Source organism: Bremerella sp. TYQ1, assembly GCF_020150455.1.
Classification (GTDB): Bacteria; Planctomycetota; Planctomycetia; order Pirellulales; family Pirellulaceae; genus Bremerella; species Bremerella volcania_A.
The window spans coordinates 2,935,534-2,952,473 of the sequence record NZ_CP083740.1 but is presented as its reverse complement, the minus strand read 5'-3'; the positions used below and the strand labels follow the sequence as shown (position 1 = coordinate 2,952,473).

The 16,940-nt window shown below is 53.5% G+C and carries 13 protein-coding genes; 6 read left to right on the top strand and 7 right to left on the bottom strand.

Annotation, left to right across the window (positions count from 1 at the left end; genetic code table 11):
- The first annotated feature begins 572 nt into the window (after positions 1 to 572).
- From LA756_RS11655 to LA756_RS11640, 4 genes are all read left to right on the top strand, one after another.
- Positions 573 to 2,075 carry an arylsulfatase gene (locus tag LA756_RS11655; protein ID WP_224440051.1) on the top strand — a complete coding sequence of 501 codons (1,503 nt, stop codon included), beginning with the start codon at positions 573 to 575 and terminating at the stop codon, positions 2,073 to 2,075.
- A gap of 18 nt (positions 2,076 to 2,093) precedes the next feature.
- Complete coding sequence (locus tag LA756_RS11650) at positions 2,094 to 3,557, top strand: arylsulfatase (protein ID WP_224440050.1); 1,464 nt, start codon at positions 2,094 to 2,096, stop codon at positions 3,555 to 3,557.
- Positions 3,558 to 3,650: 93 nt separating this feature from the next.
- A complete protein-coding gene (locus tag LA756_RS11645; protein WP_224440378.1) occupies positions 3,651 to 5,102 on the top strand; it encodes a sulfatase-like hydrolase/transferase in 1,452 nt (483 codons plus the stop codon).
- Between the two features lie 388 nt (positions 5,103 to 5,490).
- Positions 5,491 to 6,627 (top strand): GNAT family N-acetyltransferase, encoded by a 1,137-nt coding sequence (locus tag LA756_RS11640; RefSeq protein WP_224440049.1) that lies wholly within the window; start codon positions 5,491 to 5,493, stop codon positions 6,625 to 6,627.
- Here the strand turns inward: LA756_RS11640 and LA756_RS11635 are convergent.
- The 6 genes from LA756_RS11635 to LA756_RS11610 all read right to left on the bottom strand — a co-directional run bounded on the left by LA756_RS11635 (position 6,624) and on the right by LA756_RS11610 (position 12,322).
- Positions 6,624 to 7,811: a Gfo/Idh/MocA family protein gene (locus tag LA756_RS11635; RefSeq protein ID WP_224440048.1), complete on the bottom strand. Its 1,188-nt coding sequence runs from the start codon at positions 7,809 to 7,811 to the stop codon at positions 6,624 to 6,626. The two genes, LA756_RS11640 and LA756_RS11635, sit on opposite strands and share 4 nt — an antisense overlap.
- A 38-nt stretch (positions 7,812 to 7,849) precedes the next feature.
- A complete protein-coding gene (locus LA756_RS11630; RefSeq protein ID WP_224440047.1) occupies positions 7,850 to 9,187 on the bottom strand; it encodes a right-handed parallel beta-helix repeat-containing protein in 1,338 nt (445 codons plus the stop codon).
- 159 nt (positions 9,188 to 9,346) lie between these two features.
- A complete protein-coding gene (locus LA756_RS11625) occupies positions 9,347 to 9,538 on the bottom strand; it encodes a hypothetical protein (protein ID WP_224440046.1) in 192 nt (63 codons plus the stop codon).
- A gap of 106 nt (positions 9,539 to 9,644) precedes the next feature.
- Positions 9,645 to 10,094 carry a carboxypeptidase-like regulatory domain-containing protein gene (locus LA756_RS11620; RefSeq protein ID WP_224440045.1) on the bottom strand — a complete coding sequence of 150 codons (450 nt, stop codon included), beginning with the start codon at positions 10,092 to 10,094 and terminating at the stop codon, positions 9,645 to 9,647.
- Between the two features lie 2 nt (positions 10,095 to 10,096).
- A complete protein-coding gene (locus LA756_RS11615) occupies positions 10,097 to 11,095 on the bottom strand; it encodes a DUF1559 domain-containing protein (protein WP_224440044.1) in 999 nt (332 codons plus the stop codon).
- Between the two features lie 393 nt (positions 11,096 to 11,488).
- Complete coding sequence (locus LA756_RS11610; protein ID WP_224440043.1) at positions 11,489 to 12,322, bottom strand: haloacid dehalogenase type II; 834 nt, start codon at positions 12,320 to 12,322, stop codon at positions 11,489 to 11,491.
- Between the two features lie 220 nt (positions 12,323 to 12,542).
- Between LA756_RS11610 and LA756_RS11605 the strand changes: the two genes are divergently transcribed.
- Positions 12,543 to 14,234 (top strand): ABC transporter permease, encoded by a 1,692-nt coding sequence (locus tag LA756_RS11605; protein ID WP_224440042.1) that lies wholly within the window; start codon positions 12,543 to 12,545, stop codon positions 14,232 to 14,234.
- 67 nt (positions 14,235 to 14,301) lie between these two features.
- Here the strand turns inward: LA756_RS11605 and LA756_RS11600 are convergent, their stop codons facing one another.
- Positions 14,302 to 14,796 (bottom strand): hypothetical protein, encoded by a 495-nt coding sequence (locus LA756_RS11600; protein WP_224440041.1) that lies wholly within the window; start codon positions 14,794 to 14,796, stop codon positions 14,302 to 14,304.
- A 379-nt stretch (positions 14,797 to 15,175) separates the two neighbouring features.
- Here LA756_RS11600 and LA756_RS11595 point away from each other — a divergent pair, with 379 nt between their 5' ends.
- Complete coding sequence (locus tag LA756_RS11595; protein ID WP_224440040.1) at positions 15,176 to 16,819, top strand: efflux transporter outer membrane subunit; 1,644 nt, start codon at positions 15,176 to 15,178, stop codon at positions 16,817 to 16,819.
- The last annotated feature ends 121 nt before the right edge of the window (positions 16,820 to 16,940 follow it).

The window sequence follows — 16,940 nt, the reverse complement described above, 5'->3', positions numbered from 1 at the left end:
CGAAGTTTTACGTGTAAAATCGCTTTATTGCAATAGACAGACGCCGCGTGATGTCGCGATCTGTCTAAAGCCATGCACTTCAAAGGGTACTTGCCGGTAAAACCAGTTGGGAACGTAAGTCCCTTATTTATTTCGTGTTAAGAAATCACTTCCTTAATATGCATGCTGTCCGAAGCGTGTGCAAAGAATTCTCGCGAATGGAGAAAATTTAGAGTAAATACCCAGGGGTTCGATTGTATTTTTGCGCAGAGGTGAACGGAAAATGACCGCAAAACGCAATCGAAATCAGGTTCAATCACGAATGAAGTGGACGTTACTCGCATCGTTAGATGCCAGCGATCGGGGCGAAGCCGTGATCAGAATTGGGGTCGTCGGCAGATTCTCGCAAACTAACTTCTGCATGTCCGATTTCAACAAAATTGAATGATCAACCAAAAAAGAGTGGCAGATCTATCCAACTTGTGCTGTTATCTGGTGAGTCGATGGTTTCCTCTCTTCATTGAATCGCCGGCTTGATCTCACCCCCGCCATTTCCTCTCAATACAACCTCATTCATTGCGAGTTCGAATTCTATGTCGCGTTGCCTGATTGCGATTGCGCTGTTGTTCCTGTTGGGAATTCACGCATCGGTGGCTGTTGCCCAGGAGACTCAAGCACCCAATATCTTGATTCTGTATGCCGACGATCTCGGATACGGCGACCTGACTTGCTACAACCCCAACAGCAAGATACCGACACCCAATCTGGACCGACTTGCAGCCACAGGAACAAGGTTCACCGATGGCCATTCTTCCTCTGGCATTTGCACGCCAAGTCGCTACGCGATGCTGACCGGACGCCATCATTGGCGCGACTTTCATGGCATTGTTAATGCGTTCGGAAAATCAGTGTTTCGGCCAGAGCGTCTTACGATGCCTGAGATGTTGAAGGAAAATGGATACGCAACAGCTTGTATCGGCAAGTGGCACCTCGGCTGGGACTGGGATGCGATACGCACGAAAAAAGGCGTCGAGCCTGACTGCTTTGATTGGACGAAGTCGATTCCGGATGGGCCGCTCGCTCATGGTTTCGATCACTACTTCGGCGACACGGTGATCAACTTTCCACCATATGCGTGGATTGAAGACGACAAGATGGCACAAACGCCAGACACGATGAAAGATGAGTCGAAGTGGAAAAAGATCAAAGAAGGAAACTGGGAATGCCGGCCGGGACCGATGGTCACCGGATGGGATCCCTACGCCGTGTTGCCAACGCTTACCGACAAAGGCGTGGCATACATTGAATCGCGGGCCAAAGAGACCGAGCCGTTCTTTCTTTACTTCGCGTTTCCTTGCCCACATGCTCCTATCATTCCGAACGACGCGTTCGACGGTAAAAGCGGAGCTGGCCCCTATGGGGACTTCGTCGTGGAAACCGATGCCATGGTTGGCCGGCTATTAGATGCGTTGGAAGCCTCCGGGCAAGCCGATAACACAATCGTGGTTTTTAGTGCCGATAACGGACCTGAGCATTACGCGTATGCTCGCGATGCCAAGTATGGGCATTGGTCGCCGGAGCCGTTTCGTGGGCTCAAACGCGATATTTACGAAGGTGGACATCATGTGCCCTTCATCATTCGTTGGCCTGGTACGACCAAGCCGGGGCATGTCAGCAATGCGTTAGTTTCGCAAATCGATTTGATGGCGACGTTTGCTTCGATGCTGGAGTTTTCGTTGCCGGAGGATGCGGCAGAAGATTCGCACGACATGCTCGCTCACTTGCAGGGCGAAACCGATGCAGTTCGCACGGCGCATGTTCACAACACGTTCGCGAATCAGTTCGCGTTTCGAGAAGGAGATTGGCTGTTGATCGATACGGCGACGGGGTACCGATCGCGTGGCTGGAAGGCCTGGGAAGAGCGGCATGATTATCCCGGCGACGACAAGCAATCGGTCGAGCTCTACAACTTGGCGGAAGATATTGGGCAGCGGAACAACGTTGCCGACGCTCATCCTGAAAAGGTGAAGCAAATGCAGCAACAGCTCGCGAAGATTCGCAAGCAAGGATATTCAGCGCCTCGGTTTAGCCAATAAGTGTGGGAGTAGGCAGACATGATTCGCCTCGGTTTTGTCGGCGTCGTAATATGCTTCGGTCTTTTCAACGGAGAGATCGTTTCTGCTGCTGAGAAGCCGAATATCGTGTTCGTCCTTTGTGACGATCTTGGGTTTGGCGATGTCCACTGTTTGAACCCCGAGCATGGCAAGATACCGACGCCACATGCCGACCGCTTGGCGGAAGAAGGAATGACGTTCACCGATGCGCATTCTGGTTCGTCGGTTTGCACGCCGACGCGGTACGGTTTGTTGACGGGACGATACAGTTGGAGAACGACACTGCAGCGTGGTGTCGTCACCGGATTCGCACCATGCTTGATTGATGAATCTCGCCCGACGGTTGCCAGCTTTCTTCGGCATCAGGGATACGAGACAGCGATCATCGGGAAATGGCATCTGAACTTTCAGTATTGCGATCCAAAGTCTGGCGAGGCCTATTCGGCGAAAGACTACAAGTCGCCACCGGTCGGGACGAAAATTCCGGATGGGCCGATTTCGCGAGGGTTTGATTACTACCACGGATTCCACCACGCGCGTGACATGCAAACGGTGATCGAAAACGACACGGTTATCGCCCACGATGCCCCTATTAACATGCTGCCACGGCTGACGCGAAAGTCGGTTGAATACATTGATCAGCATGCTGAGAGCGAAAAGCCATTCTTTCTCTATGTGCCGCTGGGATCGCCTCACACGCCGATCTTGCCGACCAAGGCTTGGCAGGGCAAAAGCGGCCTGGGGGATTACGGCGACTTCGTCATGGAGACGGACCATGCGTTGGGCGAGATTTGCCGAGCTCTCGAGCGGAATAATCTGGCGGACAACACGCTTGTGATTTTCTCCAGCGACAACGGCTGCAGCAAAGCGGCAGGAATTGGCAAGCTTGCCAAACAGGGGCATCGCGTCAGCGCCGACTTGCGGGGATCGAAAGCAGACATCTGGGACGGTGGTCATCGTGTCCCGTTTATTGTTCGTTGGCAGGGAACCGTTGAGCCTGGCTCCACCAGCGATCAAACCATCTGTTTGACCGATCTTTTTGCAACCGCTATTGAGTTGGTCGATGCGGAAGTTCCCGCGGGCTCTTGCGAAGACAGCGTTAGCTTTCTGCCGGCGCTGAGGGGTGAAACGATCCAGTCGACACGAGCAGGAATCGTGCATCATTCAATCAGTGGGCACTTTGGATATCGCCAAGGACCGTGGAAATTGGCGCTTGCGCGAGGCTCGGGTGGTTGGAGCTCTCCTAATGAAAAACAGGCCGGCAAAAGTGCTCCGAAAGCTCAGCTGTACCACATGATCGAAGACATCGGCGAACAGGAAAACCGCTACGACATGGATTCGAGCATCGCAGAAAAGTTACTCCAACAGCTTCGCCACGATGTTCGTCGTGGGCGGAGTACCGATGGGCCTGACGCAGAGAACGACATCCGCGATATTGATCTTTGGAAAAGCGAAAAGAACTAACTCTCCTCTTACCCCTCCCCATGCAATAAAGGCAATTTCATGTCTCGTATTCTGACTTGGTTGTGCGCCGCGACGCTCGTCGTGTGTGGCAGCATGAATCCGGTTTTCGCCGCGGAACGACCGAACATCTTGTTCATTATTACGGACGACCAATCGCCGTTCGACTTCAAGTTTTATAACCCTGAATCGAAACTCGATTCGCCAGTGATCGATCGCTTGGCATCCGAAGGGATGGTCTTCGACGCGGCGTATCACATGGGTTCGTGGTCCGGAGCCGTTTGTACTCCGTCGCGTCACATGGTGATGAGTGGCCGAACCGTGTGGCACATTCCAAGTCGTATGAATCGAAAGCGAAATCCAAACGAGTCCGATAACCAGTTGGTGCCGCCGAATCTCGAGAAGTACACGATGGGAGCCGTCTTTAATGGAGCCGGCTACGACACAATGCGAACTTGCAAGAAGGGCAACAGCTACGATGCTGCCAACAAGCAGTTCACCGTCGTTCATGACGCAACAAAGCGTGGCGGCACCGAAGAGAGCGGCAGTGCATGGCATGCCGAGCAAGTGCTTACTTACCTGAACGAACGCGAAAAGTCGGAAGACGCCGATCCCTTTTTGATCTACTTCGGATTTTCGCATCCTCACGATACGCGAGACGGCACTCCGGATTTGCTCGAGAAGTATGGTGCGATCAATCACACCAAGAAGACGACGCTGCCGAAGCCGAACGAAAAGCAGCCGCAAATGCCGCCGAATTGGTTGCCGAAGCATCCCTTTGAAAATGGGCACTTGAATGTTCGTGACGAAGTGGCCGTCAGTGGTGTGTGGACCAATCGCGATGAAGCAACGATTCGTAACGAACTCGGTCGAGAGTTTGCCTGCAACGAGAACATCGATATTCAAATCGGTCGCGTGCTCGACAAGTTGGAAGCGATGGGCGAACTCGACAATACCTACATCTTCTACACATCCGATCACGGAATGCCGATCGGGCGACATGGCTTGCAAGGCAAACAAAACCTTTATGAACATACCTGGCGTGTTCCGTTCATCGTCAAAGGGCCCGGCATTAAGCCTGGCTCGCGTGCCTCAGGCAACATCTATCTCTTGGATGTCCTGGCCACCATGTGCGACTTGACCGGAGTGTCGGCACCAAAAACGAATGAAGGAACGAGCTTCAAGCCGGTTCTCATGGGCGAGCAAGAGAAGATCCGCGACGTCCTATACGGCGTTTACTGTGGTGGCGAGAAGCCGGGCATGCGGAGCGTTAAGCAAGGGGATTGGAAACTCATCAAGTACGACGTACCCAAAGCAGGCATTCAGGAAACGCAGCTCTTTAATCTGGCCGAGAATCCGCACGAGTATCTCCCGCAGCATCACTCCAAGGAAGTTCAAGCCGTGACAGGCGTCTCTCCTGACAAGCATCAAACCAATCTCGCAGACGACCCGCAGTACGCGGCGAAGCGAAAGGAACTCGAGGCGTTGCTGTACTCGGAAATGAAACGCCTGGACGATCCCTTTACGCTATGGGATCAGGCCAAATAACGGGCCCTTTCGGACGTTGCCATTTCGCAACGCGAACCTCCTAAAGCTGCGCTTCATGCGCAGCTTTTTCTCGTTCTTGGCCTTTCGGCCGTCGAAGGACCCGACCAGCGTTCCTTTGCTTGCGCGAAAGATGCAAGAAGGCATGTCGGTCGTTACGGCTGTTCTGATTGTCCGGCCCCACTTTTAGGAGCGATTGATGCCGAAACACAACCATGTTGCCAAATGGCATCAACGTTGGAAGCAATTGCGGTTCAACCGCAACGGACGTAAGTCTCTTTAAATTGCGGGTTTGGAGAAAGTCGAAACGTTTTCACGACGGCATTGGCATACCTACTGCAATTTCCCTTGGACATTGGATCATTCGATTTCAATTTTCATGGGGTAGGCAATGAGACGTTACGTTCGAGAGATCAACGATCCCGCACAACTCGAGGCACTCGCAGGCGATTGGGAAAAGCTGCACCAACAAACGCCAGGGGCGACATTCTTTCAAACCCTCGATTGGCTCCGCATTACGCTGCGGCATTTCAAGCGAGAGCAAAAGCTGCGGTTGCTGCTGGTATGCGAAGGGGACGAACTTGTTGGGATCGTCCCTTTTACGGTTCGAAGCGAGCGTTTTCGCTTAGGGTACTTGCGAGTGCTTTCGTTCCCGCTGGACGATTGGGGAACGTTCTATGGACCGATCGGTAAAGATCCCGTGTCGATCTTCCGCGAAGCGATGTACTACATTCGCCATCAGCCGCGTGATTGGGATGTGATCGACTTTCGCTACTTGTGCGAGCAAAGCGAATTCTTTCCCGATCAGGCCGATCTGCTCCAGCAGCAAAGCATCAAGTTCTATCGTCGACCCCGCATGGAAGTGCCCGTCGTGCAGATGGCTTCGTCGTGGGAAGCTTACACGAAAGAGAAGTCAAAGAATTGGCGACGCAGCATGAAGCGTGAAAAGGAGCGAGCCGCACAGCATGGCAGCCTGCGTTACGTCCGCTATCGCACCGACGTGACCGAAGACAAAATCGATCCACGCTGGGTCTTGTTTCAGCAGTCGCACGACGTCGCCGAGAAAAGCTGGCAGGCTGACTCGGACATTGGTGCTTCGTTCTGTAGTCCACGAGTCCGACCGATCTTGCGAGAACTGCATGAAGCCGCAGCGGAAAAAGGCATGGTCGACATGAACTTGCTCTATCTAAACGATCAGCCGGTCGCGTTTCTGTACAACTATTATTGTCGCGGCAACGTTTACTGCTTGCGAAGCGGTTACGACGCATCGTGCGAAGCGAAAAGTCTCGGCACCATTTTGCTTGCCGAAGTGATCGAGGACAGCCACTACCGCGGAGATCGCCAGGTCAATTTTGGACCCGGCACGCAAGACTACAAGTTACGATTTGCTAACTCGATTCAACGGGCCATCACCTTCACCCACTTCAGTCCTTGGGGTGTCCATACCCAGGTATTGGCTGCCCGAGCAGCTTGCGACCCGCTGTTGCCAGGGTTTGGCGAACGATGCCAGAAGCGGCTGGTGACTTAAGACTTCATTTTTGACAAAGCATTGCTTCGTTCGACAAGCGGGAACGAAACCGATTTGCCACCTTGTCGGTGCGAGTCGAAGACACCACAAATCATTTCAACGGTTGCGGCCCCTTCGTGAATGTCGCATACAGGGGCCCGATCTTCTGCCATAGCGGCTATTAAATCATTCCCGGCACGAACATGGTTGTGGACGCTTTGAATCAACGGTTTGTCGGTCTCTGGCTTTCCGACGCCGGCCGAGGTAATCGGTATCCATTGTCGTGGGGCCAGAGTAGGATCGAACGGATTGCCGGGAGTAAAGTGAGCTACCGGATCGCGATCGATATGCCAGGTCACCGTTCCCTGGCTGCCGATGATCTCGAAGCAATACCCACTTCCATTGGTGCCATCGTTCGCAATCGACTCGTAATAGGCGACTAGGCCGTTGTCCATCAAATAACGTGCGTGGACTTCGTTTCCGGCCAGCGGCCCGAGTCCTTCGGCACCGTCATGAACATCGCCGGCAGTGACCAGACGACCATCCTGAAGCATCATTGCCGAGCAACTTTTGGGCTTGCCGCCACCGAAGTAGCAGAACAAGTTTAAAACATGCGAACCCAGGACCCAGAGATCTTCTCCGCCGCCGCGACGATCTCCTTTTCCTTTGCCACGCAGCTCAAGGATTTTGCCAAGCTTCTCTGATTCGATTAACGCATCGATGTGGGCAAGGGCAGGGTGGTACCGATTGCGATGAGCAACGGCGATCTTCGTTCCTTGCTTTTCCGCTGCGGCAAGGATGGCGTCTGCTTCTGCTGGTGTGCGAACGAATGGCTTTTCGCAGTAGATCCCTTTCGCACCAGCATGAATTGCAGCAAGGATCATGTCGTGATGTTGATCGGCATGCCGAGGGCAAACGGCGACGATGTCTGGACGCACTTCGGGGAGCATCTTGCGGTAGTCGTCGAAGCCATGGGCCAAGCCGAGTCGTTTCGTGGCGAGCGAAAGTCCACGCGGATCAGCATCGGCTAGGGCAACGATTTGGGCGTCGTCGATCTTTTGCCACATGGTATCCAGACCATGGCCGTAGTTCCCTCGCCCGGTGTGCCCGATGACAGCAACACGCATCGAAGGATTCGCCGCATGGGCACCAAGAGGAAACAGCATTGCCGCCGAGGTGGCAGCGAGAAACGTGCGGCGTTGCATGGGCGGAACTCAGTCTGGATAGGAAAAGGGAAGAGGAGCTACGGCGAGGTTTCAAAAGCACCGATGTCAGGGGCATCTCCCTCGAACGGCAGTCCAACATCAACGCCAGCGTCGATCAGTTTACTTTGCCGAGCGAGGTGAAGGAAAGTGATCTCCGGCAAACTGCCATCGGCTTGTCGAGGGGCGGTAAGCTGCGAGTGGTCTTTTAGTTGCACAAAGTCTTTTTCGTCGACATGCAAGTTGTCGGGAAACGTATTGGCTTCCAGTTCGCATCGATCGAGATCGATTTCGATCAGCGCACGCGAACTGCCGAACGCGAGATTGTTCTTCAGCACATGCCCGAAACCTGGGACGTCTTTGGAGAAGTCTGTCGAGCGATTAAGCATGTTGAAGTTCTTCGGATTGCGATAGGCTGTGTTGTTCAGCCAGTCGCAGCCTCCGGGGTGATGATTCGCATAAAATCCGCTCGCCTTATTGGCGACTGCTACGCAGTTTTGAATGACATGCCGTGGAATCTCTTGGGGAACGCGCGGGTTAGGCGAAATGCCGTAGCCTCCCGCTTTGAAACCGTTGCCATCGGCCCGTTTTTCAAACCCCGGAGAAAATCCATTCCAGAAAGCCCAGCAGTTTTCAAAGCGAACTGCTTCGTTCGCGCTGATGCAGTCGAATCCATCGTCAGCGTTAAACCACGCACGACATCCGCGGAAGACGTTGTTCTTAGCTCCGCGCGTTGGATGACAGCCAAAGCCATCGACATTTCCACCACGTCCCCCTTGAGAAACCGGATCGTGGTTTTCGTAGGCGTCGCAGTTCAGAAACAGATTGTCAGAGCCGCGAACGGTATAGATACCGATGGCATGACCATGATGCATACTGAGCTGTTCAAATAGGTTGTGGCTTCCATTGCTGGAAAAGCAGATCGACTGCGTGTGCCCTGTCATCGTGACTTGAACGCCGACCACTTCCAAGCCTCGCAAATGGAGCCAGGATCCTTCGACTTCAAACGCATGCACGCGATGGCCGTCGGGCTTGACCGCCGAGAAGTCAAAGATAGGGCGTTCGTCCTGGTACGCGACGTATCGAATTGGCTTACCTTCTTCGCCACTTTTACGGAGATGAATGACATAGGCCCAGATCCGACGCTTGCGCGCGATGTCGGACTCTTGCATGCGATACGTGCCGCCGCGGATGAAGACCGTATCGCCAGGGACAACGACCGTTTCCGCATGTTGGATCGAAGCGAAAGGGGCATCGATGGTTCCGGAATTTGTGTCGAGTCCGTCGGTCGCCACAAAGTATTCCGCGGCAGAAGTCGTGGAAGCGGCGAAAAGAGCAACACAAATCGAGACCGCAAGCAGAGTGATTCTGGGTGTCATAGTTCGAAGGTGGGCAGCGCGGACTGTCAGGACAACAATCGCAGGATGGGGCAGGGTGACTACTAGACAAGTCTAACATGCTGCCTGCTGGCATGCTACGAACGCAGCAGACCAGCTGCGTGCCGGCTTTTTAGATCTTCAAGGGAGAATCGAGCAGCCTCAAACGAGGTCCCCTTTGTTGCGTCCTTGATCGTCGTAGCGAACGAAGCTGAAGTAGACAAAGACGACGAGGAAGATAGGAATCAGAATGACAAAAAAGGGAGTCACCACGTAAGCAACGCTCAGAATGGCGACCAGAAAAACACACCACAGCCACCAAGTATCTCGCCAAAGACCTCGAATAGGGCCCATCTGATTTACTCCGCCTCGTATCGATAGAAGTTGCCTGAATCTACGGCAATTCTACGCGAAATATGCGCGAAACGTACAACGATAATGACGCACCCCAAAGAGGGGGCTAGCGAGTAAGATTGAACGGGAAGGAGTTATTTCCCCCCGTAATGACGGTCGCGCGAAGAGAGGTCGATTCCAAGTCGCCATACTCCGCCGGCAACAGCTGAACGGTCTCGGACTGCGGAGGTAACGTAGGATGCTCACTAGGTTTTGTGATCGTTTGCTCGCTTTTCTTAACCGTTACGACGTAGCGACCTTCTGGAGCACCATCTTCGGGATCATAGGTCGTCAGCGAGAATTCACCGTTTTCATTCGTCTTGCCATACGACGTAATTCGCAGTTTTTTGCAGAAGAACATAACCGTCGCGTTGGCGACAGGTTCGTTATCAAGGGTGATGACTCCTTGAACTGGAATCGTTGGAGAGCGACCTGGAATCGTACTGGGACTTCCGGAGTAGCAACCTAACGAAGGGAGCCCCAAAAACAGTCCGAGAAGTAACAGATACCGAGTCATCCTTATTCGCTTCCTGGTGTGTATTCGCCGCCGCTCTTGCTGCCCATCGAGCCCCAGACACCGTAAGGACTTGGACCTGACGCAACAGGTTCAGCCCCTTGGTTGCCGGCATCGATCGTTTCCGTGATAAACCGAACCGAACCATCCGCGAACGTTGCCATGACACCGCCAGGGTGATAGCTCGAAGCCGTATAAAAACCGTCCTGAGCATCATGATTTGCGAATGCACATTGAGGACGATTGGGGGGAAGGCAGGTATTCATTGCACTGAATGCTGAACCACCATCGGTCCAACGGCTGCCTGGCGCACTGACCGCATGTTCGTAGCCACTGAACGGATCGAATGTCAACGCACACTCCGCTGGCGTCGCAGGATCGCTGCCATAGTTTACGTTGAAAATATCTCGGCTACTCGTGGGCAAGCCATGTTCCGAGAGTGCCAACGTATTGCTTGTACCGTCGGTGATGTCGGAAATCTTAGTGTGTTTGACCAGCCCGAAAATGCCTCGTGGATCGAGCGATTCCGTATCGGTCGAATCGCCTGCACAGAAGGTGTAGTTGGAGTCGGCAATGGCGTCGTTGGACATATGTGGGGGACTGGAAGGACAAAGCAGCGAGGAAAAGCTGGTTTGCCATGGCTGCCAATCATCCCAAGGCGTCTTCGACTGGCCGTTGGATTGAACTTCGTTAGCAACCGCGTTTTGTTCTAAGTAAGGAAGCAAAGCAACAAAGCCCGAAAGCCGTTGGTAAGGGGCAATCGTTCCGCCGTTATGTTGGTGCCGGCCATATCCCCCTTCGCGATAAGGGAATACCAAATGCGTGTCGTGATAAACGTGCAGTGCAATTCCCAACTGCTTCATATTGTTGGTGCACGCCATCCGGCGCGAAGTTTCACGTGCTTGTTGCACAGCCGGCAGTAGCAAGGCAACCAAAACACCAATGACGGCCAGCACGACTAAGAGTTCGACCAGTGAAAAACCACCTCGTGTGGAACGGGTCATCGTCAAAATAAAACTCCGGCAAAAAGCTTTGACAGAAACAAGGATCTCAAATTGCTCTGCTACCTAGCTAATCAAACCGCGTTCCAATTGAGCTGCTTGTCGCCGCAGAGAGGATGCGGTTACCCGGCTTGGGATTGCGCTTAATTAGACAAGCGGGATTTCTATTCCTTAATTCCATCTACAAGGGAGAATCCGCGCCCTCGTGATCGCCTCAGTTTCTCGAGAAATAAAACCGGCCGTTTCGATCGTGAAATCAGCGTCTACCCTAAAGGAGTGGCAATTGCCATCTCCTTGGGCGAGTGTGCAGGGGCTTGCCTAATCGATGTGCTAATGCGTTTGCCAGAAAGCACTTTTAAGAAATCGCAGATTTTGAAGATGGCAAGCGATTGGAGGCTAAGCCGGCAATTGAATGAGATCTTTAGATATCTGGAGAAGGTCTGGTTTGTTGATCTCAGGCGTCTCGGCCAAGGGGAAGAGTTGAGCCCCTGGTCGAGAAATAAACGCGGCTCGCCAACCGGCCCAAAGGGCTCCCGCAACGTCCCAGCCGTGGGCGGCGACCAGCATGCACTGTGAAGGATCGACCTCCATCTTTCGCGCTGCCCATTTGTAGGCATGGGTATGTGGCTTGAACATCTGAATGTCTTCGATGCTCAAACGCTTCTCAAAGAAGTGCGTGAGTCCGGCGTTCTCCATCTGCGCAGTGACACCACTGTTGGAAGAGTTCGTCAGCGTGACCATTCGGAAACCGGCCTCTTTCAGCGCTTTCAACGCAGGCGCGACATCAGGATGGGGAGGTAGCGAACGAATGGGCGCGATCGCCGCTTTGGCGTCTGCTTCACTCAGTTCGATGCCGTTGTTCTTCGCGACCATTTGCAGAGCCGCGGCACCAATCACACCGAAATCTTGATACTGATCGGCGACCGTTGAAACCAGCGAGTAATGAAGCATCGTCGAGAACCAAAGTGGCAGGAGCTCGGTGCGACCCTGAAGCGCATCGCCAACCGACTTCTTCATCGCCGTAAGATCGAGCAGTGATTCGTTCACGTCAAAAAAGAGTATTTCAGGGCGTTTCATGGTTTCACCTGGGGTGGTGGGTTGAGCGGCAGTCGACGTGTGGGTAGCCATTAAAGTGGCTGCGGCACCACCAGCGGCAAGACCGAAGAATTGTCGACGAGCATGGGTTTCGGGCTTCGCGTTCTGACTGTTTGGTTCCAGATTGGACATCATTGATTACTTCAGGATTAAACATCGAAACTAAGGATCACTACAATCTTTCGATGCGCGGAGAGGTCTACGGTTTCGTTAATTTGACATTATTTGGCTGTCCAGAGTGCCGATGGCTATTCTGGCCAAAGGGTAGCATTGGCTTCCGGCAGACGATTAGAATAGGCAAGCCTCGCCGGACGGCGAGCTGCCGAGTGCCTTATCTGGTAAGGGTTTGCCACGAATGTATCTTCTCGAGAATCCGGTCCTTCAGCGCGAACTGTTAGTGAACTTGCGTACGGCAAGAGCATTCTTGTTGTTGCTTGCTTACCAGATGTTGTTGGCCGCGATTGTCTACTTTGCGTGGCCTCAGGTCGAACGACTCGATCTTTCGACCGATCAGGAAGCAGCACGGCGATTGTTCGATTTGTTTTTTCTCGGACAATTTGTATTGGCATCGCTGATGGCGCCGAGCTTCGCCTCCGGAACGCTCACCGGCGAGAAAGAACGAAAAACCTATGAAATGCTCTTGGCGAGTCCACTCAAGCCTGGGGCGATTGTCATCGGCAAACTTCTCGCATCGCTCGCTCACTTGGCATTGCTGATTTTCACATCGCTTCCGATCGTGATGTTGTGTTTGCCGCTGGGTGGTGTTTCGCTGTACGAATTGCTCGCAGCGTATGCTATTTTGATGGTGGCTGTGGCGACGTTCGGCATGATCAGCGTGGCGTGCAGCAGCTTTTTTGCGAGGACATCCTCTTCGCTCGTTGTTTCCTACTTGCTGATTCTTCCCATCGCCCTGGCTGGTGCGTTTGTCTGGCAGATGCTCGGCGAGAACGGCGGACTGCGTCTGATCGTTCTGTTGATGACTGTGCCTGCGGCAGCTGCGGCAACGATCTTATTGCTGTCTCTCTATACTGCTCGCACGCTCCTTTATCCGCACGACGTCGGTAGTGAAGGGAAGGATGTCGTCGACTTAGAGAAAGAGGCTCGAGAAGCGGTCGGCTTGGTGATTCAGCGCGATCAGTTTCCTGATCGTCTCTTCGCTCCGCCGAAACGCACCCAGCTGCTCGACGACAACAAGAACCCGGTTTATGACAAGGAAATCCACAGCGAGATTTTCGCTCAAGGAACGTTGATGCTGCGGCTGGTGATCCAGATCAGCATGTTCCTGGCAATTCCTTTGATGGCCGTTTGCCTGTATTTCAAGCCACAGTACGCGCCGCTTTACATGGCGTATGTGATTCTGTTCAACATCTTGGTTGGCCCCGTGTTCTCGGCCGGTAGTATCACATCGGAACGTGAACGCGAAACGCTCGACCTGCTTTTGACGACCGAGATTTCGCCTTGGCAGATTCTATCCGGGAAGCTGGTCGCAGGGTTTCGTGTCTCCAGCGTATTGACCGGTTTTCTGCTATGGCCGCTGCTGTTGGCTTGCGTGATGGTGCCGTATTACTGGACCAACTGGATATCGGTGTTAGCTTATCTCTCGGTGATCTTGATCACTTGCATCACTACGTCGATGTTGGCACTGTTTTGCTCGGTGTTGTTCCGAAAAACATCGCACAGCCTGATGTGTACCTACTTGGTGATTATCGCACTGTTTTGCGGCACATTGGCGTTCGATTACTTTGCTCAACTGGCATTTACGCCAGCGGCTGAGACTGCCGTGGTAGATTATACATCGGCTTCTACGGCCGATCCGGAGCCACCTCCGATTACCGTCGTGGCCGAGTTCTCGCGTCAGTTAACCCTGATCAGTCCCTTTTCTGCATTGTGGGACGTTCCGCTGAAAGTTGATTTGGACGGTGCGACTGACAACCCCGGCGATTGGTTCCGCTTCGGTATCTTTATGGGGTTAGCGGTCGGTCTTAACGCTATTATGTTCGGCGTGATGGTGTGGCTCTTCCGAACGCGTTGGCGCGTCTCGTACTAAATAAAAAAAGCGTGCTGCAATTCGTTGATTGCGGCACGCTCGATGTCTTCAGAGATTCTCTACTGTCTTAGAAGGGCGACTTGTTCAAAGGCTCTCGTCCGGCCGCCATTCGCAGCGGACCGACGATGCTGCCGAGCAGGTCATCCATCGTATCGGTTGGATCTTTTACGATAACGACACGGTCGCCTGGGCGTAATTGGTAGTCGTACTCGAAGGGTATCTGCTCGCTTCGGTGATCATATTGCGAGACCAACTTCTGCGGCTGAGCACCGGGATGTTGGGGAAGTCGTGAGATCGCAATATGAAAGCGATCATACTTCTCATTGGCTTGGGTCTGCTGAACAGCTGCTTGTAGCGTTGGAGCAGACGACAGCGGAATACGCTGCGTTGTCGACGCTTCGCCTGGGGCCTGGAATTCGACCAAGATCATCGGTTGATTCGGAGGACCTGCGGCTTGGTTTGGTGTCGCTACGGCGTCAGTTTTCGGCACCATGCTGCAGCCGCTGCCGAGCAAAATGATGGCCAGGACCGGAAGCGTAAACAGGGGAAGTTGTTGGTTCATCCTCACCATCCGTTGTGAAGTGAGTGAGCGGGGGAGTGATTGAGCGGCGATTTCTTGCGCACGGTCTCATTCAGCGATATCGGTTGAAGAGATCCCCGGGGTTGAGTTGATCTGCGCGAAAATTCCGATTAGTTAAGTTGGGCAGCTTATTTCAAGCTAGCAGCGAGACTTCTCCTCAATCGCCTGCCCCGTCTGGGGGCAAAACAGTTGCAATCCATGCAACAGATGCTGTCGTTACTATCGTCAAGATTAACGATTGAGTGACCCGTATGTCCGGCAAAGTTCATCTGCAACTTGACATGATTATTCCACCGATAACGTTTCTGGCGGTTATCTCCTTGGGAGGTGAACTATCTCAAAGTAAAAGGTTAGCTTGCGAATGGTTATTCGAAAATCACGATCGAAAAGCAAGATCCCAGTTATCATTGGCAAGCTGGTGATTGGCGCAGTAGCGACAGCCACAATCGGGCTCACAGGGTGCTTGGTCGGACCAGACCATATCGATCCAGGGGCTCCATTTCAGTGCGAATGGATTCCACCACTACCGCCCGGGGTAAGTCAGTCGCCTAACGACTCGATCGCCTGGTGGACGAAGTTCGACGATCCTGTGCTGACAAGCATGATTGTTCGTACTGCCCAACAGAACCTGACATTGGGACAAGCGGCCGAACGAATTGCCGAAGCCCGAGCGTTACGAGGGATCGTCCGTGGTGACTTGTTCCCCGATATCGATGGCATCGGTAGCTACACTCGGCGTAAGACCTCGGGAAGTGGTAATAGCTTCGGTCTCTCGAACTTCAATCCGCCTCCGTTCAATTTCTGGTCGGCTGGTTTCGATGCGACGTGGGAAGTCGACATCTTCGGTGGCGTACGTCGTCGATTGCAAGCTGCCGATGCCGATGTTGACGTGGCGATCGAAGACCACAACGACTTGCTCGTCAGTTTGCAAGGTGAAGTCGGGGCCAACTATATCCAAGTCCGAACTTTGCAGCGTCGAATCGAATTCGTCGAACGCAATATTCAGCTCCAACGGCAATCGCTCAAGATTACCGAAGATCGCTTTGCGGCAGGTACGGTAAGTCAGCTCGACGTCGAACAGGCCAAGTCCAACTTGTACAGCACGGAAGCGGGACTTCCCCTCTTGCGACAAGAGATGGAATTGGCGTATCACCGACTGTCGGTGCTGATGGGCGAACCACCATCCGATTTGTCGAAAGAGATCACCCCGCAACAGCGATTCCCTTCGCTGCCCCAAGATATTGCTGTGGGGCTGCCGATCGAATTGATTCGTCAGCGGCCTGATATCCGCTCGGCCGAACGACAACTCGCCGCCCAGGCCGCACGCATCGGCGTGGCAGTTTCCGAGCTTTATCCTCGGTTCACGATTACGGGTACGTTCACCGTTGACACCACCAAATTCAATCGCTGGTTTACAACGGAAAGTATCGCCTATGCTGCAGGTCCGGCGATGCGTTGGCGTTTGCTCGACTTCGGTCGCGTTAGAAGCGATATCGAAGTTCAGCGTGCTCGCTGGCGAGGGTTGGTCTACAACTATCAGAACGAAGTGGTGACTGCCGCTCAGGAAGTGGAAGACGCCCTTTCGCAGTATCGCTACAGCATTCGTCGTGCGGAAAGCCTGCGAGAAGCCGCTTTGGCGGCTCGAGCAGCGGCTGAGATCTCCGAAGAGCAATACAAGGGTGGGATCATCCCGTTCCAGACGCTCTTGGACGCTCAGCGATTCCAGGCCGAACTCGACGACCAGGCAGCCAACGCCGAAGGGGATATTTACCTGGCCGTGGTTTCGCTATACAAGGCCCTCGGCGGTGGTTGGATCGATCCGTTTGCGGTCGCTCCTGACCCCACAGCGGTTCCTCCTGGCGAAGTGATTGAGCAACCCAATCCGGCGAATCCCAATGGGAACGGAGAAGACATCCCACTGGATGACAACTTAATTCCGAATATTCCCATTCCGGAAAATGCCCTAAGACCTGCCGACGCATTACCACCACCAACGGTTGATTAGTGCCAAGGTAGATTCGAGAAAGCAGCGATAAATCGAGAACGGGCGGTTAGGTGATTTTCACCGAACCGTCCGTTTTTGCGTTTCCCCAGGTTGTGAGTTGATGCCGGAATCCGTAGAATTT